Annotated in this window: 19 protein-coding genes and 1 riboswitch; of the genes, 10 read left to right on the top strand and 9 right to left on the bottom strand. The window is 70.9% G+C overall.

Features of this window, described 5'->3' with window-relative positions:
* The first annotated feature begins 31 nt into the window (after positions 1 to 31).
* On the top strand, positions 32 to 1,849 hold the full coding sequence (locus ACFU95_RS00855; RefSeq protein WP_383819849.1) for a GMC family oxidoreductase N-terminal domain-containing protein: 1,818 nt from the start codon (positions 32 to 34) through the stop codon (positions 1,847 to 1,849).
* Between the two features lie 84 nt (positions 1,850 to 1,933).
* Here ACFU95_RS00855 and ACFU95_RS00850 read toward each other — a convergent pair whose 3' ends face one another.
* Positions 1,934 to 2,962 (bottom strand): LPXTG cell wall anchor domain-containing protein, encoded by a 1,029-nt coding sequence (locus ACFU95_RS00850; protein ID WP_383819846.1) that lies wholly within the window; start codon positions 2,960 to 2,962, stop codon positions 1,934 to 1,936.
* A gap of 245 nt (positions 2,963 to 3,207) precedes the next feature.
* Between ACFU95_RS00850 and ACFU95_RS00845 the strand changes: the two genes are divergently transcribed.
* The gene (locus ACFU95_RS00845) at positions 3,208 to 4,338 is read left to right on the top strand and encodes a hypothetical protein (RefSeq protein ID WP_383819843.1); all 1,131 of its coding nucleotides are present in this window, start codon (positions 3,208 to 3,210) and stop codon (positions 4,336 to 4,338) included.
* A 574-nt stretch (positions 4,339 to 4,912) separates the two neighbouring features.
* Here ACFU95_RS00845 and ACFU95_RS00840 read toward each other — a convergent pair.
* Positions 4,913 to 5,224 carry a chorismate mutase gene (locus tag ACFU95_RS00840; protein ID WP_383819840.1) on the bottom strand — a complete coding sequence of 104 codons (312 nt, stop codon included), beginning with the start codon at positions 5,222 to 5,224 and terminating at the stop codon, positions 4,913 to 4,915.
* A gap of 321 nt (positions 5,225 to 5,545) precedes the next feature.
* On the opposite strand from ACFU95_RS00840, the gene guaA reads away from it, so the two are divergent.
* Positions 5,546 to 7,123: a glutamine-hydrolyzing GMP synthase gene (gene guaA, locus ACFU95_RS00835; protein ID WP_383819837.1), complete on the top strand. Its 1,578-nt coding sequence runs from the start codon at positions 5,546 to 5,548 to the stop codon at positions 7,121 to 7,123.
* Positions 7,124 to 7,126: 3 nt separating this feature from the next.
* Here guaA and ACFU95_RS00830 read toward each other — a convergent pair whose 3' ends face one another.
* Positions 7,127 to 7,600 (bottom strand): pyridoxamine 5'-phosphate oxidase family protein, encoded by a 474-nt coding sequence (locus ACFU95_RS00830; RefSeq protein WP_383819834.1) that lies wholly within the window; start codon positions 7,598 to 7,600, stop codon positions 7,127 to 7,129.
* Between the two features lie 175 nt (positions 7,601 to 7,775).
* Between ACFU95_RS00830 and ACFU95_RS00825 the strand changes: the two genes are divergently transcribed.
* On the top strand, positions 7,776 to 8,582 hold the full coding sequence (locus ACFU95_RS00825; protein ID WP_383819832.1) for a class II aldolase/adducin family protein: 807 nt from the start codon (positions 7,776 to 7,778) through the stop codon (positions 8,580 to 8,582).
* A 3-nt stretch (positions 8,583 to 8,585) separates the two neighbouring features.
* Here ACFU95_RS00825 and ACFU95_RS00820 read toward each other — a convergent pair whose 3' ends face one another.
* Positions 8,586 to 9,476 (bottom strand): DUF4429 domain-containing protein, encoded by an 891-nt coding sequence (locus tag ACFU95_RS00820; RefSeq protein ID WP_383819830.1) that lies wholly within the window; start codon positions 9,474 to 9,476, stop codon positions 8,586 to 8,588.
* Positions 9,477 to 9,743: 267 nt separating this feature from the next.
* On the opposite strand from ACFU95_RS00820, the gene ACFU95_RS00815 reads away from it, so the two are divergent.
* Positions 9,744 to 11,024: a hypothetical protein gene (locus ACFU95_RS00815; protein WP_383819826.1), complete on the top strand. Its 1,281-nt coding sequence runs from the start codon at positions 9,744 to 9,746 to the stop codon at positions 11,022 to 11,024.
* 556 nt (positions 11,025 to 11,580) lie between these two features.
* On the top strand, positions 11,581 to 12,111 hold the full coding sequence (locus tag ACFU95_RS00810) for a DoxX family protein (protein WP_383819823.1): 531 nt from the start codon (positions 11,581 to 11,583) through the stop codon (positions 12,109 to 12,111).
* On the opposite strand, the gene ACFU95_RS00805 is transcribed toward ACFU95_RS00810, so the two are convergent.
* Positions 12,112 to 12,348, bottom strand: coding sequence for a hypothetical protein (locus tag ACFU95_RS00805; RefSeq protein ID WP_383819820.1), 237 nt, complete (start codon positions 12,346 to 12,348; stop codon positions 12,112 to 12,114).
* Positions 12,335 to 13,735 carry a PspC domain-containing protein gene (locus ACFU95_RS00800; RefSeq protein WP_383819817.1) on the bottom strand — a complete coding sequence of 467 codons (1,401 nt, stop codon included), beginning with the start codon at positions 13,733 to 13,735 and terminating at the stop codon, positions 12,335 to 12,337. Before ACFU95_RS00800 ends, ACFU95_RS00805 begins: the two co-directional genes overlap by 14 nt.
* 179 nt (positions 13,736 to 13,914) lie before the next feature.
* On the opposite strand from ACFU95_RS00800, the gene ACFU95_RS00795 reads away from it, so the two are divergent.
* Complete coding sequence (locus tag ACFU95_RS00795) at positions 13,915 to 15,204, top strand: PspC domain-containing protein (RefSeq protein WP_383819815.1); 1,290 nt, start codon at positions 13,915 to 13,917, stop codon at positions 15,202 to 15,204.
* The gene (locus ACFU95_RS00790) at positions 15,201 to 15,920 is read left to right on the top strand and encodes a LuxR C-terminal-related transcriptional regulator (RefSeq protein WP_383819813.1); all 720 of its coding nucleotides are present in this window, start codon (positions 15,201 to 15,203) and stop codon (positions 15,918 to 15,920) included. The genes ACFU95_RS00795 and ACFU95_RS00790 overlap by 4 nt, the downstream gene beginning before the upstream one ends.
* A 34-nt stretch (positions 15,921 to 15,954) precedes the next feature.
* On the opposite strand, the gene ACFU95_RS00785 is transcribed toward ACFU95_RS00790, so the two are convergent.
* Complete coding sequence (locus tag ACFU95_RS00785) at positions 15,955 to 17,019, bottom strand: NlpC/P60 family protein (protein ID WP_383819810.1); 1,065 nt, start codon at positions 17,017 to 17,019, stop codon at positions 15,955 to 15,957.
* Between the two features lie 560 nt (positions 17,020 to 17,579).
* Between ACFU95_RS00785 and ACFU95_RS00780 the strand changes: the two genes are divergently transcribed.
* Positions 17,580 to 17,933, top strand: coding sequence for a hypothetical protein (locus tag ACFU95_RS00780; protein WP_383819807.1), 354 nt, complete (start codon positions 17,580 to 17,582; stop codon positions 17,931 to 17,933).
* On the opposite strand, the gene ACFU95_RS00775 is transcribed toward ACFU95_RS00780, so the two are convergent.
* On the bottom strand, positions 17,911 to 18,945 hold the full coding sequence (locus tag ACFU95_RS00775) for a tellurite resistance/C4-dicarboxylate transporter family protein (protein ID WP_383819805.1): 1,035 nt from the start codon (positions 18,943 to 18,945) through the stop codon (positions 17,911 to 17,913). The two genes, ACFU95_RS00780 and ACFU95_RS00775, sit on opposite strands and share 23 nt — an antisense overlap.
* A 152-nt stretch (positions 18,946 to 19,097) precedes the next feature.
* Positions 19,098 to 20,294 carry an NlpC/P60 family protein gene (locus ACFU95_RS00770; protein WP_383819802.1) on the bottom strand — a complete coding sequence of 399 codons (1,197 nt, stop codon included), beginning with the start codon at positions 20,292 to 20,294 and terminating at the stop codon, positions 19,098 to 19,100.
* An 8-nt stretch (positions 20,295 to 20,302) separates the two neighbouring features.
* Positions 20,303 to 20,465: riboswitch (cyclic di-AMP (ydaO/yuaA leader) on the bottom strand.
* Between the two features lie 323 nt (positions 20,466 to 20,788).
* Between ACFU95_RS00770 and pcrA the strand changes: the two genes are divergently transcribed.
* On the top strand, positions 20,789 to 23,272 hold the full coding sequence (gene pcrA, locus ACFU95_RS00765) for a DNA helicase PcrA (RefSeq protein ID WP_383819799.1): 2,484 nt from the start codon (positions 20,789 to 20,791) through the stop codon (positions 23,270 to 23,272).
* The last annotated feature ends 86 nt before the right edge of the window (positions 23,273 to 23,358 follow it).

The following is a 23,358-nucleotide window of genomic DNA, read 5'->3' as shown; positions in this document are numbered from 1 at the left end:
ACCGCACCGCCGCTTTCAATGAGGAGAGCACGTGTCACAGGAGAACTCTGCCCAGAACCAGGACGACGGCTGCGACCACGACGGATACGACTATGACGTCATCGTCGTCGGTTCGGGCTTCGGCGGTTCCGTCACCGCCCTGCGCCTGACCGAGAAGGGTTACCGCGTCGGCGTCCTGGAGGCAGGCCGCCGCTGGACCCGCGAGACCCTCCCGAGGAACTCCTGGGACCTCAAGAACTACCTCTGGGCCCCCAAGCTCGGCATGTACGGCATCCAGCGCATCCACCTGCTGGGCAACGTCATGGTCCTCGCCGGAGCGGGCGTGGGCGGCGGCTCCCTCAACTACGCCAACACCCTCTACGTACCGCCGAAGGCCTTCTTCGACGACCCGCAGTGGCGTGGCATCACCGACTGGCAGGAGGAGCTGAAGCCGTACTACGACCAGGCCCAGCGCATGCTCGGCGTACGGCTCAACCCGACGATGACCCCCTCCGACGTCCACCTCAAGGCGGCCGCCGAGAAGATGGGCGTCGGTGACAGCTTCCACATGGCGCCGGTCGGCGTCTTCTTCGGCGACGGCGAGGACGCCGAGGGGGAGTCGCGGGCCACGCCCGGCCAGGAGGTCTCCGACCCGTACTTCGGCGGGGCGGGCCCGGCGCGCAAGGCGTGCACGGAGTGCGGCGAGTGCATGACCGGCTGCCGCCACGGCGCGAAGAACACCCTGAACGAGAACTACCTCTACCTGGCCGAGAAGGCCGGCGCGGTCGTCCACCCCCTGACGACGGTCGTCTCCGTCACGGACGACTCGCAGGGCGGCTACGCGGTGGCGACCCTGCCGACCGACCGCGGGAAGAAGGACGAGGGCAGGCTGTTCAAGGCCCGCCGGGTGGTGATCGCGGCGGGCACGTACGGCACCCAGACGCTGCTGCACCGCATGAAGGCGGGGGGCCAGCTGCCGTATGTGTCGGCGAGGCTGGGCGAGCTGACCCGTACCAACTCGGAGGCCCTGGTCGGCGCGCAGACCGACAACCGGCGCTACCGCAAGGTGACGGGCGAGACGAAGGTCGACTTCACGCGCGGAGTCGCCATCACGTCGTCCATCCACCCGGACGCCGACACCCACATCGAGCCGGTCCGCTACGGCAGGGGCTCCAACTCGATGGGCGGGCTCTCGATCCTCCAGGTCCCCTACACGGAGGGCCGGTCGCGGGTCGGCGCCTGGCTGGCCAACGCGGCCCGCCACCCCCTACAGGTCCTGCGCTCCCTCTCCAACCGCCGCTGGTCGGAGCGGACCATCATCGGCCTGGTGATGCAGTCCCTGGACAACTCGCTGACGACGTACCTGAAACCGGACGGCGTCGGCAAGGGCCTGCTGACGGCACGCCAAGGCCACGGCGCCCCCAACCCCAAGCAGATCAGGGCGGCTTCGGAGGCCGCGTCATCGATCGCGGCCGACATCAACGGGTTCGCCGGTTCCAACGTCGGCGAGCTCATGGGCACCCCGCTCACCGCCCACTTCCTCGGCGGCTGCCCGATCGGCGACTCGCCCGAGACCGGTGTGATCGACCCGTACCACCGCCTGTACGGCCACCCCGGCATCTCGGTCGTCGACGGAGCGGCGGTCTCGGCCAACCTGGGCGTCAACCCGTCCCTGACGATCACCGCGCAGGCCGAGCGGGCGATGTCGTACTGGCCCAACAACGGCGAGGCGGACCCGCGTCCGGCGCAGGGGGCGACGTACGAACGACTGAAGCCGGTGGAGCCGCTGTCCCCGGCGGTGCCGGCGGAGGCCTTCGGGGCGTTGCGGCTGCCCTTCCTGGGGATGCCGGCGGTGCCGCCGAAGAAGTAGGCCACACGGCCGGACAACAGAGAAGGACCTGCGCCCCCCTCCGAGCGCAGGTCCTTCTCTGTCTTGCGTCGAGCTATGTGAGGCTTACGCCTCGGCACCGCTGCGACGACGCTTCATCGCGAACATGACGCCGGCACCGGCGACGATGGCGATGCCACCGACGGTGCCGATGACCGGGAGGCCGGAGCTGGAACCCGTCTCGGCGAGCGAGCCGTCGACGTCGACCTCGCTGACGTCCGAGATCGGCTTCTGGCCACCGGTCTGCGGCTTGGCGTCGTCCGGGTCACCGGCGTCGGAGCCCGCGGCGAGGATGTCGAAGAAGTAGACCCAGCCGTTCGGGTCGTCGGCCAGCCAGCAGCCGTCGGCGTCCGAGTACTGCGCGAAGCCGCCGGTGATGCCGATGGCGTCCGGCACCTTGCCGTTGACGCTCAGCCGCAGCTTGAACGAGGTCGACTGGCCGGCGTCGAGCGCGAACGCGGTGAAGGTCGCGCCCTCACCGGCGGCGTCCGCGAGGGTCTGCCAGCTGCCGGTCTCCTTGTTGAAGACCTGGACCTTGATCTGGCCGGAGTAGTCGACCTCGTCCCAGCCGACCGCGGCGACGCCGATCAGGGGCTTGATGTTCTTGATGTCCTGGTCACCGGAGTTGGAGACGTCGAACGAGAAGTTGGTCCAGCCGCTGCCGGCGACGATCGTCTCGGGCAGGCCCGACAGACCGCTGCGCAGGTCCTCGCTGAGGCCGACCGACTCCTCGTCGGCGTCCTCGCAGAAGTCGACCTCCTCGGGGGCGCTCTCGCTGGCGCTCGGCGACGGGGAGGTGGAGGACGTGGGCTCGTCGGTGGGCGTCGGCTCCTCGGTGCCCGGCGCGGTCGGGTCCTCGGTGGGCGTCGGCTCTTCGGTGGCCGGCGCGGTCGGGTCCTCGGTGGGTGTCGGCTCTTCGGTGGCCGGCGTGGTTTCCTCGTTGGTCGGGTCCGGCTGCTCGACGGCCGGCGTGCTCTCCGACACCGTCGGCGCCGCGGTCTCGTCCGTGGCGAACGCGACCGGCGCGGACAGCAGCGCGACCGGCGCTATGACGGCCGTCGTGGCCGCAGCGGCCAGGGCACGGCGAAGCTTCATGAAGACCTCGAATGTCCGGAGTGCCGCGACATCACGGCACACGTTTAAGGGAGGCCTCCGCGTGTGGGGCGCGGGTGTGGCCCTTGATTCGCAGAGTTTGATCAGTGACGGCTGTGAATGGTTGTGCCTTCACTAACGGATTTCTTATGTGGCCTGCGTCACATGTCAGAAGGCTCTGATCAGTGGCCCCGAGCTGACGTACGCTCAGCCGGCCGACAGCCCACCGAGAGGAAGCGCACACCGCCGTGACCGACAAGCCGTCCGACGGCTCGTCCATATCGGACGAAGCCTGGGAGAAGTTCGTCCAGGACGCCGAGCAGTCCTCGACCTCCGCCCCGAAGGAGCCGTCCGCCCGCGCGCGGATGGTCACCGAGCGGCTTCGGCAGCAGGAGGCGCGGGGAGAGACACCCGCCGGGTGGCGTACCGGGCCCGCCTGGCAGGACATGAACGGGCGGGCCACCCGGCGCCGTCGGCTGTGGGCCGTCCTCGGGGTGTCCCTCGCCGTCGCCGTGGCCGTCGTGGCGGTGCGGCCGTCGCTGATCCCCGGCGACCCGTTCGGTACGGCGGGGCAGACACCGGCCGTCGGCGCCTCGCCGCTTCCCGCGGAGACCGCCGCCCCCACCGCCCCGCCCTCCGCCACCGCGGACACCCCCACCCGGGCCCGGCCCTTCGCCGGCTCCCCGGCCCAGCGCTGGGCCGCCGGTGCCGGCGCCATCGAGCTGCCGAAGGCCGAGGCGGTGGCCGGAGTCTCCGCCGCGCGGATCGAGACGGCCCTGCGGCTGACGAAGGAGTTCCTCGTCGCCTCCAACCTCGACCGCGACGTGCTGTACGGGGCCGAGCCGAAGACGGCGCTGGCGCTCGTCGACCCGCTGGAGAAGGACTACCTGGCCGAGCTGCGGGCGGGCCTGCGCAGGCCCACCGTCGGCAACGACCCCAAGTGGACCTTCACCCGCTTCGATCACGACGAGGTCGAACTCGTGGGCACCGAGGTGAAGGTGCGCGGCCGTACCACGGTCGAACCCGACAAGGGCCAGGACGGGCGGGCGCTGATCCGGGCCGACTACACCTTCGTGTACCCGCTGGCCAAGACCGGTGGCGGCCAGGAGGTGGCGCGCACGATCGTCCGCCGGGCCATCCAGGTGCATGTCGTGGATCCCGTCAGATTCCAGGCCACCGAGGGACGCATCTGGCTGCACGACGTCGGCAGCGAGATCGGCAACGACGCCTGCCGCAAGGGTGACGGCTTCATCCGTCCGAGGTTCGACGCCGACCTGCCGGCCGGCCCCGAGCCGTCCGGCGCGGCGGTCGACCCCTACGACCGCAGCAGGGGCCTGGACGGGGCCGACGAGGAGTGCGGCACCCTCTCGCGCACCTGACGCCGGCCGCGGCCCGACCGGCGCGGGCGCGGGCATGAGCGCGGACATGAGCGCGGACATGAGAAGGGCCCCGCGGGACGGAGCCGCGGGGCCCTTCTTTCGTCAGCACCGACGTCAGGGCAGCGTCGGTGCCTGGGAAGCGGCGCCGGGGGGTTGCGCCGCTGGTGATGGTCCGTGGGTGATCGATGCGCCCGGCGGCGCGGTGGGACGAGGAGCTTGTTACGCATCGTGCTGGACGGACGAGGCCGCCGCAACCGCTCGACCCCGCCTTGTACTCCTTCTCGGGCGTCGTGCTCCTTCTCGCCCTTCCCGCCGGTCGGCTCCGGGCGTCCCCGGAGCCGACCTTCTCTTGGGTGACCGGGCTGCTGTCCCCTGCCGTCCGGTCACTCTCCTGGAGCGAGGTCCCACGGTGTACGGCACGATCCGCACACCTCATCGCTCCAGCGAGCCACGCGTGGTTCGTTCGGGCCCGCACCTGGCTGGCACGGACACCGGTACCAACGAAGGGGCCCGGGAGGCGTCACGCTCCGACCGGGTGAGAGGGGATGCGTACGTCTGTCCCCGGAACGTGGATTCAGATCCTGCCCCGGCACAGCTCCAGAAGGGTCATCGCCAGCGAGGTGCCGGGCTTGCCCAGTGCCTCGCTGTAGTGGTGGAGGACCTCCATCTCGCGGGAGAGGTTCACGCGCCGGCCGCCCGAGGTGATCCGCGCCTCCTGGATCACCGCCGAGACGGCCATGCGTTCCTGGATCAGGCCGATGATCCGGTCGTCGAGGGCGTCGATGCGTTCACGGGCGCCGGTGATCACGCCGACGGCCTCGGTGGTGTGCGCGACGCCCGCAGCGTCAGCTGCTGATGTCTGGGGCTCTGCTGCGGTGGCGGTCATCTCGGGGGCTCCTCGCTGGATGGGAGTGGCACCCCGGAGCGGCAAGGTCCGCGAACGCCAGGCGCCCCGGACCTTGTCGGCCCGGGGCGCCTGGGAAGTCGCTTGTCAGTTGCTCAAGCAGCACGACCATGGCAGCCGGTGGGCCGGTTGCCATAGGTAAAGAGGAAGGTCGGGTGCGTGAGCATGCGGCCAGTATGCCGTGCCTTCCGGGAGCGTCCAAGAGGGTTCGTATCGTGAGACGGGCTTCGGCCCCGGGGGGCCTGCGCGGGGCCCGGTAGACTCGGCCTCACACACACCTCGCTCACCGCCGGAAGGCAACCCGTGTCATCAGCGAACCCCGCCGCCGCCACCGACACCGTCCTGGTCGTCGACTTCGGTGCGCAGTACGCCCAGCTCATCGCCCGTCGCGTCCGCGAGGCCCGGGTCTACAGCGAGATCGTGCCGAGCACTATGCCGGTCGCCGAGATGCTCGCCAAGAACCCGGCGGCGATCATCCTCTCCGGCGGCCCGTCGTCCGTGTACGAGGAGGGCGCCCCCCGTATCGACCGCGCACTCTTCGAGGCCGGCGTCCCCGTCTTCGGCATGTGCTACGGCTTCCAGATCATGGCGCAGAGCCTCGGCGGAACCGTCGACAACACCGGTGCGCGCGAGTACGGCCGTACGGATCTGCACGTGTCGAAGTCGTCCTCCACCCTCTTCGAGGGCACCCCGGCCGAGCAGCATGTGTGGATGTCGCACGGCGACGCCTGCTCCGCCGCCCCCGAGGGCTTCTCCGTGACGGCCTCCACGGACGTCGTCCCGGTCGCCGCCTTCGAGAACGACGAGCGCAAGCTGTACGGCGTCCAGTACCACCCCGAGGTCATGCACTCCACGCACGGCCAGCAGGTGCTGGAGCACTTCCTGTACCGCGGTGCGGGCCTCAAGCCGGACTGGACGACCGGGAACGTCATCGACGAGCAGGTCGCCGCCATCCGTGAGCAGGTCGGCGACCGGCGCGCCATCTGCGGTCTGTCCGGCGGCGTGGACTCCGCCGTCGCGGCGGCGCTGGTCCAGAAGGCCATCGGCTCCCAGCTGACCTGTGTGTATGTCGACCACGGTCTGATGCGCAAGGGCGAGACCGAGCAGGTCGAGAAGGACTTCGTGGCCGCGACCGGCGTGCAGCTGAAGGTCGTGGACGCGGAGGAGCGGTTCCTCAAGGCGCTCGCCGGGGTCAGCGACCCCGAGGAGAAGCGGAAGATCATCGGCCGCGAGTTCATCCGGGTCTTCGAGCAGGCGCAGGCCGAGATCATCGCGGACGAGGGGCCGGCGGTGGAGTTCCTCGTCCAGGGCACCCTCTACCCCGACGTGGTCGAGTCCGGTGGCGGCACCGGCACGGCGAACATCAAGTCCCACCACAACGTGGGCGGCCTGCCGGAGGACCTCGAGTTCCAGCTGATCGAGCCGCTGCGCAAGCTCTTCAAGGACGAGGTCCGGATGGTCGGCCAGGAGCTCGGGCTCCCGGACGAGATCGTCCAGCGCCAGCCCTTCCCGGGGCCCGGCCTCGGCATCCGGATCGTCGGCGAGGTGACGAAGGAGCGGCTCGACCTGCTGCGCGAGGCCGACGCGATCGCCCGCGAGGAACTTACGGCGGCCGGCCTCGACCGTGACATCTGGCAGTGCCCGGTGGTCCTGCTCGCGGACGTCCGCAGCGTGGGCGTGCAGGGTGACGGCCGGACCTACGGCCACCCGATCGTCCTGCGGCCCGTCTCCTCCGAGGACGCGATGACCGCCGACTGGTCGCGGCTGCCGTACGACGTCCTGGCGCGGATCTCGACCCGGATCACCAACGAGGTGAAGGACGTCAACCGCGTCGTCCTCGACGTGACCTCGAAGCCGCCGGGGACCATCGAGTGGGAGTAGGCCCTAGGCGCGCTTGACCGTGCGCAGGGGCTCGCCGGGCTGCCAGATCTGGACGACGAGGTACTTGTCGTCCTCGACGTAGGTCCTCACGACCTCCGTGAGCTCGGTGCGGAAGAGGTGGAACGGCTCCGGCGGTTCCACCTCTTCGGCGTATGCGGCCTTGCGCTCCGGGTCCACGACCTCGATCGCCCGCCCGGAGACACGTACGTCACCGCCGCCCATGGACTGCCCTGGCCCGGGGTTCGCCTGGAGCGCGAAGCGGGGGTCGCGGCGCAGATCGAGGGCCTTGAGCGAGTTCGGCATCATGCCGAGCCAGAGCTCGCCGTCCAGGAAGCGGACCTCCAGGCCGGTGGTGCGCGGGGAGCCGTCCTTGCGGAGGGTGGCGAGGACGTGGTGGGTGAAGGCGCCGAAGCGTTCCTCCGCGGTGCGGGCGAGGTCCGGTTCGGCCTTGGCGAAGGCAGCCCAGTTCACTGTCATACGGCGAGTCTGGCGCTGATACCCGACATCTGCTGTCCGGTTTCCGCCTGGTTTCCGCGGTCCGGGGGACGTGCGGAGGCCGTGACGAGGGCGGGATCTTTACAGAACATCTCTGTTCTCCTGCGCTGACCGGCGGTAACTTCCGCCCCGTAAGCAACCCAGTGCGGGAGGACACATGCACGGGACGCCCCTCGGGCCCATTCCGCCCTCGCCGCTGCCGACCGACCGGTTGCAGTTCGCGATGCCGCCCATGCACGAGTCGGTCGAGGACGAGCGCCGGCACCGCAAGGAACGGCTCGCGGGCGCGTTGCGGATCTTCGGACGGCTCGGGTTCGAGGACGGGGTCTCCGGGCACATCACCGCGCGCGATCCCGAGTTCAGCGACTGCTTCTGGGTGAACCCGTTCGGGATGCCGTTCAAGCACGTCACCGTCAGCGACCTGGTCCTCTCCAACTCCGAGGGACAGGTGATAGAGGGCCGGTACCACGTCAACCAGGCGGCGTTCACCGTGCACTCCCAGGTGCACGCCGCCCGCCCGGACGTCGTCGCCGTCGCCCACTGCCACTCGGTGCACGGGCGGGCGCTCGCGGCGCTGGGCGAGCTGCTGGATCCGATCACGCAGGAGAGCTGCGCCTTCTACGAGGACCACGCGCTCTACGACAGCTACTCGGGCGTGGCCGTCGACGCCGTGGAGGGCCGCCGGATCGCGACCGCGCTCGACTCCCACAAGGCCCTCGTCCTGCGCAACCACGGGCTGCTCACCGTCGGCGACTCGGTGGACGCGGCGGCCTGGTGGTTCCTGTCGATGGAAAGGTCCTGCCAGGTGCAGCTGACCGCCAGGGCGGCGGGGCGTCCGGTCCTCATCGAGCATCGGCAGGCGGTGGCCACCCGGGAGCAGCTCGGCGGGGATCTGGTGGCGTGGATCAACTATCAGCCGCTGTGGCAGGACATCAGTCGCAGTGAGCCGGACCTGCTGAGTTGAGGGTCAGAAGCCGCTCAGGACGACCGCCTTCGTCATTGCGAACTCCTCGTCCGTGAGTACCCCGTCCCGGTACAGCTCGCCCAACTCCCGGAGCCTGCGCAGGAGCACGTCGTGGCGGTCGGCACGGTGCGGGACGGACGGCGTCGGCCGGGCGCGCTCCGCGGAGTCGGAGTCGGTGCCGGGGCGGGAGGACGGGTGCGGCAGGCGGGCGGTGACCGCGGTGGCGACCAGGGCGGTCAGCAGGTCCCGGCGGGCGCTGCCCCACAGGTCCAGGGCGTACGGGTCCTTCTCCGGCGGCAGTTCGGCGAACACCGTCTCGCGGGTCGTGAAGCGCAGAAGGCCGTCCTCGTAGCCCGAGTTGGGCAGCCATTCGACCTGGACGAGGTCTCCGACGTCGATGATGCGCGGGCCGGTCGCTCGTTTCACCCGGTCGGAGGTGTCGGACCAGTCGATCCGCACCTGGGTGCCGTCGAAGGAGACCGTGCCGTCGGACGAACGGACGGAGACCGGGACCGGTGGGCCGGGGAGGAGATAGGCCGTGGCCGGTTCCTTGGGGATCTGGTCCAGGAGCAGCGTCCGGTGGATCTCCTCGACGACGTACTCGGCGACCCCGAAACCGTCGATGTCCACCGTCAGCCGGTAAGGATCCGCCATGCCGGGCAGCCGACCGCCGGTCGCCTGGAGCAGCGGATCTGCGCCCTCCCGCAGCCGCATGCGCAGCCGTCCGCGTCTGCGTTCGGGCTCGAAGGCGATGCTCGCGACGGCTTCGAGGGGTACGGCGATCTCCCCGTACGTCTGCCGGAACAGAGGTACGGAGCGATGGAGTCCCGGCGTGATCCGGACCGTTGCGCCGTCGAAGGCCCAGGTCCCGTCGCGCTGGATGAGCTCGGCCATGGGGGAATTCTCGCAGCCGGGTCAACACGCGAGCCCTCTGATCACCCGCGCCGGCCCGGCCGCCGGAACGGGGAACGGGCGGAGTAGGGAACAATTCGACGGTGCGGCAGGGGAGTTGTCGGTGGCGTGGGCGGCGGTCGCAATCTGTGACGGCCGGTATGTGAGATCCGGGTGCCGGTCGCGGGGTCGTGCGGCTATAAGGCCATGAGGTCATCTGGTCGCTGGGGCACCAGGTCGTGAGGGATTTACGGAAGGCAGGCGTCGGGCGTGGCGGTGCAGGAGGCTGGGCGGGGCAGCGCGGCATGGGGCGCGCATGGGGGCGGCTGCACCTGCGGGGACTGTCCGCACGGGGCGCGTGCGGGGCATCGGCGCGCGGTCGCCGAGTTCCTGCTGAAGCGGGACGAGTTCGCGGCCGGGCAAGGGCTCCCGGCCGCGGTGGCCCACTCGGCCTCCGCCTCCCGGCAGTGGGTCTCCGAGGAGCTGACGCAGTCGGCGGAACTCGTCGCCGAACGGGGCCGTGCCGAGGGGGAGGCGTGGCTGGCGCGGCTGTGGGGACGCACGACGGGTGTCGTCTGGGGTCTGGTCGTGGCGCTGCTGCTGGTGCAGGCGTTCACGGCGATCGGCGCGGGGTGGACGTCGGCGCGTACGGCCGGGCTGCTGGCGGCGCTGGTGACGGCCGCGGCGCTGACGGCGGCGTCGTGGTTCCACCGGGCGCGGGGCGGGGCGCTCGCGCCGGTCATCGGTGAGGACAATCGGCTGTCCACGTCGCGTGCGGTGGCCGGGGCGTGGGTGCTGTTCATGGCCTACGCCGTACTCGTGCTGGCGGGGCGGCTGGCGGCGGCGTCCGGGCACCGCGAGCGCGATGCGTTGATCGCCGGTCTCGAACTCGGGCGGGGAGCCGGTGTCGTGACCGTGCTCGCCGTGGTCAGCGCGATCGCGGTGCTGGTGCGGCGGGTCGTCGGGGTGCGGGTGCTCGGGCAGCGTCTGCAGAAGGTGCGGGCTCATCGGCCTCGGGCGGCGGACCTGCTGACGGATGACGCGGGGCGGGGGACGTTCGCGGACATCCAGTACGTCGTGATCGGTGGGGTGGCGCTGCTGTTCGCGGCGGTGCGGTTGGCTCGGCGGCCGGATCAGCTGCCCGATCTTCCGTGGGGGCTGGCGGTGGTGGTGCTGGTCTCGGCGGCCACGTATCTGGCCGGGAAGTACGCCGAGGGGGGCCGGCCGGTGATCCTCTCGGTGGTGCGGGCACGGGAGGCCGGCGACCTGGACGGGCCGATCCGGACCGGGGACGACATCGAGATTCGGGGGGCCGGGTTCGTGCCGCCGGGGGCGCAGGGGGCGGACCGGTTGTCGCGGATGGTGGTGCGGATCGGGGCGGTGCATGTGCACGTGCCGTTGGTGCCGGTGAGCGGCGGGTTCAGCAATCCGACGGACGCGGTGCTGACGGTGCCGGTTCCCGCGGATGTGGAGCCGGGGCGGGTGGAGGTGCAGGTGGTTACCGCGGCGGGGGTGGAGACCGGGCGGTACACGATCGACGTGACCGAGTGACGGGTGCCTCCGGCGGTTGGGCGGGTGGGGGCGCCTGCGGCGGGCTGTCGCGGTGGGTGCGGGTTCGGGGGTGGATGCCTGCGGCGCCTGTTGCTGTCCGGTGGGGGCTCGTGTAGCGCGGGGGCGTGAGGTTGTGGGTCGGGGCCGCGTCGGGGGGTGTCCGTCCTCGGTCCGGTGGGCTGGCCGCGCGAGAGGTGCCGTGTCTTGGCACCGGACTCTGCGGGCGGGCACCCCCCGACGCGTCCCCTTGCCGCCGTACGCGGCTGCCGGGCCCGTGGGTGGCATGCGCCATCTCCCGACGCCGCCCCTCGCCGCCGTGGGCGACTGCGGGGCCGTGGGGGGTACGCGCCATCCTCCGACACTGTCCCTTGCCGTCGTACGCGACTGGGGGCCTGTGGAGGTACGCCCCTTCGGTGCCTGCTTGGGTGACGGGGGGTTTCCCTCGGGTGGGGGTGGTCGGAGAATTGCGGGCGGCAAGAGGTGAGCGGCGCGGCGACTGCGTACGTATCGTCTTTCGAGGGGTCACGGCACGGCGGGCGAGAGGCGGCTACGGGCGATGACTCACGGTAGGCATTCGGACACGCACACCCCTTATCTCGACGGCGACCGGAACTGGCGGGACAGCGCCTCCCGGTACGCACTGCTTCCTCTTCGCGTCTTCCTCGGTGTCACCTTCATCTACGCAGGTCTGGACAAGCTCACCGACAGTGCCTTCATGAAGGACGCCGGGGCGGGGTCGGTCGGCGACATGATGCGTGCGGTGCGGGACTCGTCGGCCATCCCGGCCATGGTCGACATGGCGCTGGAGAGCCCCGTCGGGTTCGGCTACGCCATCGCGTTCGGTGAGCTGGCGGTCGGTATCGGGACCTTGATCGGTCTGCTCGCCCGTCTGGCGGCGCTGGGTGGTGCGCTTATCTCGCTGAGTCTGTGGTTGACGGTGAGCTGGGCCTCCGATCCGTACTACTACGGCAATGACCTCGCGTATCTGATGGCCTGGTTGCCTCTCGTGCTCGCGGGGGCGCCCATGTTCTCTGTGGACGCGGCACTGCGCGCGCGGCGGCGGCAGCGGACGGGCGGCTATCGGTAGTCAGTGGGCGTCGGGTTCTGGGGCCGCGGTCTCGCGGGGTGCCGCGCGGCGCTTGCGTATCCCTCGGGTCATGACTCCGACCGCGCCCGCCAGGCACAGGCCGCCGACGACCATGGGGATCACGACGAACCAGGGCGTCTCCCAGGCGCCGCCCGCGTCCCCGGCGTAGATGACGCCCGCCAGGGCCAGGAAGGTGCCGGCGACCAGCCTGCCGGGCTGGAACTCATGACGTAGCACGGCTCACCTCCGCCTGCCCGACGCCGACGCTCAGGTCGAGGTCCAGTGTGCCCGCATCCTTGGTGCCCGCGGGCGGTGTCAGAGTCAGCTCCTTGTGTTTGCCCGGTGCCACGTCCACGTCCTGCTTGTCGTCGCCCGGGAGCTGGATGTCCCCCACCCCTACGTCGATGCTGAGCTGCACGGTCATGTCCTTGGGGACGATCACCTTGAGCCGGCCCACGCCCACGTCGGCTCTGGTGGTCAGCGTCTGGTCCTCGGCGAGGTCCAGGCGGGTCAGGTCCAGGGTGCCCACGCCGGTGCCGAGGTCGTACTGCTGCTGTACGTCCGCCACGGCCGCCGGGCGCCAGCTCCGCTCGACCCAGTGGGTGCTGATGTCCTTCGGCAGCGCGGCCGAGGCGGCCAGCAGGCCCGCGGTGATGATCGCCAGGAATATGGAGCCCGCTCCCGTGCGGCCCAGGAACGCGCTGACCGCTATGCCCAGGCCGAGAACGAGCAGCGCGCAGGCCAGGCCGGTCTGGAGGCTGGCGCCGAGCGCGTGGTCCTCCCAGGTCCCGCCGGTGCCGAGGGCGCCCGCGAGCAGGGCCAGCAGGAACACCCGACCGCCGATCGAGCGAGGGCCGCGTGGCTTCGGCTGCCGGGGGTGTCGGATGCGTATGTCGTCGCGGCTGCTCCAGGTGCCGCGGCCGATGTTGACGGCCGCCGCGATGTCGCGGTCGCGGGAGTCGCCCGGGCCCCAGAGGTAGCCGGTGCCGCCCTCGTGGGTGCCGTCCTTGACGATGGGGTCGCGCCACCAGGAGGGGTAGGCGGTGGGGACCGGAGGGGCCTGGGCCTCCGGCGGGGCGTCGGCGACGGTCTGGGCGGCGAGGGGGTCGGGGTCGGGGGTGCTGCGGTGCCGGGACCAGTAGCCGGCGCCCGCGAGGAGGAGGGACAGAACGACGGCGAAGGTCAGCACGCCGCCGTTCTTCAGCAGCGTCAGGAACACACCGCAGCCGACCAGCGCGAACAGCACGCCAGTCAGGGCCTGGCCGTCGACGCGGCCGGTCAGCAGCTTGCGCACCTCGTTCTCGTCCTCGTCGTCGTACGGGACGAAGAGCCAGGCGAAGCCGTAGAAGAGGAGGCCGATGCCGCCGGTCGCGGAGAGCACGGCGAGGGTGATCCGGAAGATCACCGGGTCCATGTCGCACTGCCGCCCGAGACCGGCGCACACGCCGGCCAGCATCTTGTGCCGCCGGTCGCGCCGGAACCTGTGCGGCGGGGCGAGAGGGCCGGCTGCCACGCCCGCTTCCTCACCCGCGGCGCTCGCGGGTGCCGGGCCGGACGCGGTGCCCGCGGTGGGCACGGCGTCCGGCCCGGGCACGGAGTCCGCGGCGTGCTGGTGATCTGTCATGTGTCCATGGTGACGGGCGGGTCGGCCTTGCGGGAGTCGGAATGACCCTGGTCGGACCCTGATATCGGCCCCTGAGGGAGGTCTGGGGAGGTGTTCGACGCGGCGGTCCTCGAAGATCAGGGGAGTATCGGGGGTCGACCCTGATGCTCCGGTGCTCCGACCGTGTGAACATCGATGGCATGCCGGAAGCCGCAGCAGCGCCACTCGTCGAACCGCGGCCGCCGCGCAAGCTCTACCGCAGCAGCGACGGACGCTGGCTCGGGGGCGTGGCGCGGGGGCTCGCCGGGCATCTCGGCCTGCCCGTCATCTGGGTGCGACTGGTCTTCGTCGGCCTGTTCATGGCGGACGGCCTCGGTGCGCTGCTGTATGCCGCGTTCTGGTTCTTCGTGCCGCTCGGCGTCGGCGGTGTCGACGCGCAGCGGCCGTCCCCCTTCACCACCGAGACCGCGGCCGACGGCCGCCGCAGACTCGTCGCCCGCAAGCCGGACAAGGGGCAGATCGTCGCGCTGCTCCTCATGGTCGTGGTGGCGATGGTGTTCGTCGGCAGCGTCGACCTGGGCAGCGGCGCCAAGGCCTACCTCCTGCCCACGGTGCTCGTCGGTGCGGGCGTCGCCCTGGTCTGGCGTCAGGCGGACAACTCGCGGCGGGCCCGCTGGATGGAGGTCGGTCGGCGACGGCGCACGCTCACCCTGCTGCGTGCCGCGGGCGGCGTCGTCCTGGTCACCGCCGGCGTCTCCGGCATCTTCGTCCTTCAGGGCTCCGCCGCCCACCTCGGCTCCGTCCTCCAGGCGGCCCTGGCGGTCCTCGTCGGCATAACGCTCCTCGCGGGCCCCTATCTGGTCCGGATGACCCAGGACCTCTCCGAGGAACGGCTGATGCGCATCCGCGCCCAGGAGCGCGCCGAGGTCGCGGCGCACGTCCACGACTCGGTGCTGCACACCCTGACCCTGATCCAGCGCAACGCGGAGAACGCGAACGAGGTCCGCCGCTTGGCCCGGGCACAAGAGCGCGACCTGCGCACCTGGCTCTACAAACCCGAGGGCACCGGCAAGGACGAGGCCGACGAACCCACCCACCTCGCCGACGCGGTCCGGCGCAACGCCGCCGAGATCGAGGACAAGCACGGCGTCCCGATAGAGGTCGTGGTCGTCGGCGACTGCCCGCTCGACGAGAGAATCGGTGCGCAGATGCAGGCCGCGCGCGAGGCAATGGTGAACGCCGCGAAGTACGGTGGCGAGGGCGGCGCCGTGCAGGTCTACGCCGAGGTGGAGGGAAAGACCGTCTTCGTGTCCGTCCGGGACCGAGGTCCGGGCTTCGACCTCGACTCGATACCCGCCGACCGCATGGGCGTCAGAGAATCGATCATCGGCCGTATGGAGCGCAACGGCGGTACGGCCCGCCTCCGGGCGGTACCCGGCGGAGGTACGGAGGTCGAGCTGGAGATGGAGAGGGCGGAGAAGACGTCATGAGTGACCCGACCGAGGCGAACGAGCCTGTGGAGTCGACCGGCGGGAGCGCGGTCGAGCGGCACGTGCGCGTGGTCCTCGTCGACGACCACCGCATGTTCCGTACGGGAGTCCAGGCCGAGATCGGCCGGACCGAGGAGACCGGCGTCGAGGTCGTCGGGGAGGCCGACGACGTCGACCAGGCGGTCACGGTCATCACCGCCACACGGCCCGAGGTCGTGCTTCTCGACGTGCACCTCCCGGGTGGCGGCGGGGTGGAAGTCCTGCGTCGCTGCGCCCCGTTGATGGCGGACGCCGAGCAGCCCGTCCGCTTCCTCGCCCTGTCCGTCTCGGACGCGGCCGAGGATGTCATCGGGGTGATCCGGGGAGGTGCCAGGGGGTACGTCACCAAGACCATCACGGGCACCGACCTGGTCGACTCGGTCTTCCGCGTCCAGGAGGGCGATGCGGTGTTCTCGCCGCGTCTCGCCGGGTTCGTGCTGGACGCCTTCGCGTCGACGGACGCGCCGCCGGTCGACGAGGACCTCGACCGGCTGACCCAGCGCGAGCGGGAGGTGCTGCGGCTGATCGCCCGGGGGTACGCGTACAAGGAGATCGCCAAGCAGCTGTTCATCTCCGTCAAGACGGTCGAGTCCCATGTCTCGGCGGTGCTGAGGAAGCTCCAGCTGTCCAACCGGCATGAGCTGACGCGGTGGGCGACGGCGCGGCGTCTGGTGTGAGACCGCGCCCCGGTGCGCGGGGGCACCGGCCCGGTCACCCCACGCGCGTGGCCCCCGCGAACGGCATCTCGTCGAGCGGGGCCACGCGTACCGGGGCCGAGGGGTTCGGGGCGTGGATCATCTGGCCGTTGCCGATGTAGAGGCCCACGTGGCTGATGCCGGAGTAGAAGAACACCAGGTCGCCCGGGAGCAGTTCGGAGCGGGAGACGCGGCGGCCGGTGTCGATCTGGGCGTAGGTCGTGCGGGGGAGGGACAGTCCGGCCGAGCGGTAGGCGGCCTGGGTGAGGCCGGAGCAGTCGAAGGCGTCCGGGCCGGTCGCGCCCCAGACGTAGGGGCTGCCCAGCTTGGAGTAGGCGTACGAAATCGCGGCCGCGGCACGGGCGTTGGGCGCCTGGGCCGTGGCCGAGCCGGGAGCTGCCAGGGCGTCGCGGGTGTCTGCCGAGGAGCGGGCGGCGCGGTCCGTGCCGTTCGCCTGGAGCCGGGTGCGCTCCTCGGCGGTCAGCCGGGCGAGCAGGCTGCGGGCGGTGTCCAGCTTGCCGGTGATCGTCTTGCTGTGCTGTCGCAGTTCCGACTGGCGGGACTTCAGTGACGTCAGTTCGATGTGCGCCGCCCCCCGCAACTGCTCGATCTCGCGCAGTTGCCTGCGGACGCTCGCGACGGACGCCGCCTGGCGGTTGCCGGTGCGTTCGGCGAACTCCGCTCCGTCGAGGTAGCGGTCGGGGTCGGCCGAGAGCGCGAGCCGGAGGGCCGGGTCGAGGCCGCCGTCCCGGTACTGCGCCGCGGCCATCGAACCGAGCGTCTCCCGCGCCGAATTGAGCCTCTCCGTCCTGCGGGCGGCCTCGTCCTGCAGTTTCCTGACCCGCTGCCCGGCCTCGTCCGCCTGCTCCTTGGCGCCGTTGTACTTCTCGGTCGCGACCTCCGCCTCCTGGTACAGCTTGTCCACCTTCACCTTGACCTGCTCCGGTGTCAGCTGCGGCTCGGCGTGTCCGGTCCCGTCGAGACCCGTCGCCGTCGCCGCGCCCGCCAGGGCGATCGTCCATGCCGTGCGGGCCGTGTTGCCGCCGGCCGAGCGCTGACGGGGCTTTCGGTGCGCTGCCACGTGGACTGCACGTCCTTTCGTACGACCGCCTCGTCTCCCGTACGTCCGCCGAGGCGGTGGCCCGTACGACCGTCCCCGGAGGAACGGACCGCCCCGGGGGAGCGGCGGGCGTACGAGCGCCTGGGGGTGCGACGTACGACCGCCCGGGGGCGGGTTACGCGTCCGGCGGCGGCCTGCACAGGGGGAGCGGGCCGCCGCCGGACTTTTCTCGGCGGTGGTGTCCGACTGCCGCCCCTGGCCCGGGCGGCGGTGGGGAGCCGGTCACCTGGTGGAGGACGCTAAACCTCACTGTGTCGGTGCGGTAACGCGTTGTGCGGAAGTGCCGGGAGCAGACCGCGGGATGACCGTAAGTGAGCGTGATCCCGGAAAGGCCGCGTCTTGTTCACGCTGTGTGCTGACCGATGTGGCGGAACGGGGGGTGCGTGGGGGCGGCCGGGTGCTACGGCGCATATATGCAGGACCCGGGCGGGGGCGAGGGCGCGCGGTTGAGGGCGCGGTTGAGGGGGATTGAGGCGGGGCGGTGGTGGGCGGGTGCCCGGGGCTGATTAGGCTCCGGCCCCATGGACGTACTCATCCATCTCTTCGTCGGCCTGCACATCATCGGTATCGCCGCGCTGCTCGGCGGTTTCCTCACCCAGATGAAGGTCATGGGCCGGGGCACCGCCCGGTTCGTCCCCGCGATGCTGCACGGCGCCCTGACCATGCTGGTCACCGGGGTGATCCTCGTGGGCCTCAATCAGGCGGACGACCATCCCGTCGACAACATCAAGATCGGCGTGAAGCTGGCGCTGCTGGTCGTGATCCTGGGGCTCGTGTACGTGAAGCGGGACGACGAGACGGTGGACAAGCGTCTGTTCGGGGTGGTGGGTCTGCTGACCGTGGCGAACGTCTTCATCGCTGTGTTGTGGACCTGACGTCCGTGCCGGGGGAGGTTCCCGGCTCGGCCGCGGTTTTGTGGCCGGGGTGCGTGTAGGCCCACACCGCGCCCGCGGTGACCGCCAGCCAGGCCGCCACCGCGACCCACAGCAGGACCTCGCCGGGGGCTTCGAGCCAGGAGACGTCCACGGCGTCGGCGATGGAGAGTGCCGCAGCCGCCGTCATTCCCATCGGGAACACGGTTGCCCAGCGGCGTACGTCGTAGCGGGGCCGGGGCCGGGCGATCTCGGCGATGAGCAGGGCGGCGTACCAGGCCAGGTCGAGGACCAGCAGGGCGACGGTCACCGTGCGCAGGGCGCCGGTGTCGTCGTCGTCGTTCCAGAGGTACAGGCGGGGACTGTCGGCGGCGATGAGCTTCGAGCCGGCGAGCGCGGAGATGGCGAGAGCGCCACCCGCCACCCAGTGGTCGCCGGCGCCGTGGACCACCTGCCGCGGGTCGAAGCGGGTCAGGGCGATGACGTAGAGCACGAGGCCGAGCCAGAACAGCACGAGTGCCGCGTGGGCCAGCCATGCCGATTCCTCGGTCGCGGCGAGCGTGGCGCCGAGGACGGCGAGGCCCTCGGTGGCCACGCAGCCCAGGAACACCGCGCCGGGCATGCGGGGGTGCCAGTGGCGTACGACGGCGATGAGAAGGCCGGGCCAGAGCAGGGCCGCCAAGGCCAGGAGGGCCTTGGCGAGGGTCTCCCAGCCGAGGGCCGTGAAGCGGGTGCCGAGGACGGTGGTCGCGGCGATGGCGGTCAGGGCGGCCGGGGTGGCTGCCTCCTTCACCCACCTGGCCCGGTCCCACAGGAGCCGCGCGGTGAAGTCGCAGGCCAGGGCGAGCCAGGATGCGCAGGCGAGGGCGAGCGCGATCCGGGACAGGGTTTCGTAGCCCGTCTGGTGCAGGCCCACCGAGAGGATGCCGGTCGCCATGACGGCGGCGCCGGCTGTCGGGGGACGTCGCGACCACCAGGTACGGAAGGGGGAGCCGGGGGTGGTGGTGGCGGGCATGGGTTGATGCTAGGGAGCGGGGTGGGGGTTGGGGGCGGGGCGCGCCGGTGCCGCGTGCCTCCGGCGGTCGGGCGGGTACCTCTGCCCGGGGCGGCCTCGCCCCTCCACAGCCCACGCGCAAGCGCTACGCGCGCGTGGGCGTCAGCCGGGTGTCAGGCGGGGCGTACGACGCTGTGGATCGACGACTCACCGTCGTAGTAGATCGACTCCTCACGGACGTACGCGCCGGGCTTCGGGGCGTGGATCATCATGCCGTTTCCGATGTAGATGCCCACGTGGGTGATGTCGTCGTAGAAGAAGACCAGGTCGCCGGGCTGGGCGCTGGCGAGGGAGACCGTGGTGCCGGCGTTGACCTGGTCGTAGGTGACGCGGGGGATGTCGACGCCCGCGGCCTTCCAGGCGGCCTGGGTGAGGCCGGAGCAGTCGTAGGAGTCGGGGCCGGTGGCGCCCCAGACGTACGGCTTGCCGATCTGGGAGCGGGCGAAGGCCAGGGCCTTCTCGGCCTTGGTGGCGTACGAGGAGTCGGAGGAGGACGAGTCCGAGGAGGATGAGTCGGAGGAGGACGAGTCGGAGGAGGACGAGTCGGTGGGGGGCTCGTTGCTCTCCTGCTGCTGTGCCGCCTCTTGGCGCTGGCGCTCCGCCTCCGCCTGCTGCTTGGCCAGTTCCGCCGCCTTGCGGGCGGCCTCTTCCTGCTTGCGCTTCTCGATCGCGGCGAGGCGTGCCTTCTCCTCCGCCGTCAGCTTCGAGAGAAGTTCGCGGGCGTCGGCGAGCTTCGTCTGGACGGTGGTCTTCGCGGTTCGCAGGTCGTTCTGCGACTCGGTGAGCGTTTCGAGGCTCCGGGTGGCCTCCTCGCGCTTCTTCATCGTCGCGGACTGCTGTGTGAAGTAGTCGGCGACCGCTTCTTCCTGGCGGCCCGTCATGCGGTCCATCAGCTGGGACTGGTCGAAGTAGTCCTGCGGGGTGTCCGCGAGAAGGAAGGTCGCCGTGTCGGGGGCGGCCGCTCCGGTGCGGTACTGCGCGGCGGCGGAACGGCCGAGTTCCTCGCGCGCGTCGTTGAGCGTCTGGGTGCGCTGGGCCACGTCGTCGAGCAGGGTGTCGACGCGCTTGCGCTGCTTCGCGGTCTTCTCCTTGGCCGCGTTGTACTTCTCGGTCGCCGACTCCGCCTGGCGGTAGAGGTCGTCGACCTTCTTCTCGACCTCTTCGAGGCTGGGCTTGTCGTCTGTCGACGGGCTCGCGTTGGCCGTCTGGGACAGCAGGGCGACGGAGGTGAGGGCCGCCGTGGCGAGGGCGGGGGTCCGTATGCCTGCTACACGCGTACCAGCGGGACGCGACTTGCGGTGCGACGCCAAGGGAGGCGACTCCTTCCATGCTCCGCCTACCGAGTTAGCTGTCGGGTTCGGGCGGGTGGTTCGGAAGGGTTGCCCTACGGCCCGGGTGGGAAGTCCGGCCGATTCACCCCAAGTTCGGTGGGTCCCCGGCTCCGGGCGCCGTGGGCGTGCCGGACTCGGCGGAGGCCGTGCGGCCCGGCGACGTTCGCCGGAGGGGGTCGTACGGCCTGTCCGGCACCGTAGCCAACTCGTGAGGCCCCTGTGAAGGTTGATGTTCGATATGCCCGATACATTTTCGTGACCTTGGGGTAGTGCGTTGCGCGTGGCGGTCGGTTTGGGTGCGGCTGGTGGTTATCGGCTGTTTTGTCGAGGTGGCTGCGGAGTGTTATGGCCTGGTTGTGGAGGGTGAGGGGGTGGCGGCATGGGCGGGTCCGGTAGATCGTCGGGGGCTGAAACGGGCGATGTTCTCGGGGCGGCCGCGGGCTGTCAGTGGGGCGCCCTAGACTCGGAGAGCGATGAGCAGCCTCTTTGACGACAGCTTCCTGGCGGACCTCCAGGCCCCACGGGCCCACGAGGAGCATCCGCCACCGCCCGAGGACGATCATGCTCCGGAGTCGGTTCCGGACGATCTGTTCGGCGGGAAGTTCGACGTGCCTCCGGACCGGGACGCCTACTACCGCGACGGCGCCCCGCGCCCGGCCCTCGACGCGGCGGCGCTGCTGGAGGGGCTGAACGAGAACCAGCGTGCGGCCGTCGTCCACTCCGGCAGCCCGCTGCTCATCGTGGCCGGCGCCGGGTCCGGCAAGACGCGTGTGCTCACCCATCGCATCGCCCACCTGCTGGCCGAGCGGAACGTGCATCCGGGGCAGATCCTCGCGATCACCTTCACCAACAAGGCCGCGGGCGAGATGAAGGAGCGCGTCGAGCAGCTCGTAGGCCCGCGTGCGAACGCGATGTGGGTGATGACCTTCCACAGCTCCTGCGTGCGCATCCTGCGCAGGGAGAGCAAGAAGCTCGGGTTCACCTCGTCGTTCTCGATCTACGACGCCGCCGACAGCAAGCGGCTGATGGCGCTGGTGTGCCGTGATCTGGATCTCGATCCCAAGCGGTTTCCGCCCAAGTCCTTCAGCGCCAAGATCAGCAATCTGAAGAACGAGCTGATCGACGAGGAGGACTTCGCCGCCCAGGCGACGGACGGGTTCGAGAAGACCCTCGCTCAGGCCTACGCCCTGTACCAGTCGCGGCTGCGGGAAGCCAACGCCCTCGACTTCGACGACCTGATCATGACGACGGTCAACCTGCTGCGTGCCTTCCCGGACGTCGCCGAGCACTACCGCCGACGCTTTCGGCATGTGCTGGTGGACGAGTACCAGGACACCAACCACGCCCAGTACGCGCTGGTGCGCGAGCTCGTCGGGACCGGCGAGCACCCCGTCGACGTGCCGCCCGGCGAGTACGACCTCCCGCCCGCCGAGCTGTGTGTGGTGGGTGACGCCGACCAGTCGATCTACGCCTTCCGGGGCGCCACCATCCGCAACATCCTCCAGTTCGAGGAGGACTACCCGGACGCGACGACGATCCTGCTGGAGCAGAACTACCGCTCCACGCAGACGATCCTGACCGCCGCCAACGCCGTCATCGAGCGCAACGAGTCCCGCCGCCCCAAGAACCTGTGGACCAACGCGGGCGCGGGCGCGCGCATCACCGGGTATGTCGCGGACACCGAGCACGACGAGGCGCAGTTCGTCTCCGACGAGATAGACCGACTGACGGACGCGGGGGACGCGAAGGCCGGCGACGTCGCCGTCTTCTACCGGACGAACGCCCAGTCCCGTGTCTTCGAAGAGGTCTTCATCCGGGTCGGCCTGCCCTACAAGGTCGTCGGCGGGGTTCGGTTCTACGAGCGCAAGGAGGTCCGGGATGTGCTGGCCTACCTGCGGGTGCTGGCCAATCCCGAGGACTCCGTGCCGCTGCGACGGATCCTGAACGTGCCCAAGCGGGGCATCGGTGACCGCGCCGAGGCGATGATCGACGCCCTTTCGCAGAGGGAGAAGATCAGTTTTCCGCAGGCCCTGCGCCGGGTGGACGAGGCGTACGGCATGGCCGCGCGGTCGACCAACGCCGTCAAGCGGTTCAACACGCTGATGGAGGAGCTCCGTACGGTCGTCGAGTCCGGGGCGGGGCCGGCCACCATCCTGGAGGCCGTGCTGGAACGGACCGGCTACCTCGCCGAGTTGCAGGCTTCCACGGACCCTCAGGACGAGACCCGTATCGAGAACCTTCAGGAACTCGCGGCCGTTGCCCTGGAGTTCGAGCAGGAGTCGGGTGAGGGTGAGTCCTCCGGCGGGCTCGCGGCGTTCCTGGAGCGGGTCGCGCTCGTCGCCGACTCCGACCAGATCCCCGACGAGGACGAGGACGGCTCCGGTGTCATCACCCTGATGACCCTGCACACCGCCAAGGGCCTGGAGTTCCCGGTCGTCTTCCTCACCGGCATGGAGGACGGCGTCTTCCCGCACATGCGCGCCCTCGGCCAGGCCAAGGAGCTGGAGGAGGAGCGGCGGCTGGCCTACGTCGGCATCACACGTGCGCGTGAGCGGCTGTATCTGACGCGCTCGTCGATGCGCAGCGCGTGGGGGCAGCCGTCGTACAACCCGCCCTCCCGCTTCCTGGAGGAGATCCCGGCACAGCACGTGGACTGGAAGCGCACGGGGGCGACCTCGCCGGTGTCCTCCGGTCCCGCGTCCGGAGTCGCCGCCTCGCTGTCCTCGTCCCGCTCGCGTTCCTCGGCGTCGGGCGCGTCCGGGTTCGCCACGCGCCGCACCTCCGAGAAGCCGGTCGTGCAGCTCGCCGTCGGGGACCGGGTCACTCACGACCAGTTCGGGCTCGGCACCGTCATGGCCGTGAAGGGCACGGGCGGGAACGCAGAGGCGACGATCGACTTCGGGGACGTCAAGCCGAAGCGGTTGCTGCTGCGGTACGCGCCGGTGGAGAAGCTGTAGGGCTGACAAGGGTGGGCCCCCGCTGAAGGGCGGGGGCGCCACGAAGTCGTCCGGTCGTCCAGCGGCCGGCGTCGCCGGCTCAGGGC

This window comes from Streptomyces sp. NPDC057623 (assembly GCF_042800355.1).
In the GTDB taxonomy this organism is placed as follows: Bacteria; Actinomycetota; Actinomycetes; order Streptomycetales; family Streptomycetaceae; genus Streptomyces.
The sequence above is the reverse complement of the archived record's forward strand: the minus strand, read 5'-3'. Positions and strand labels throughout refer to the sequence as shown.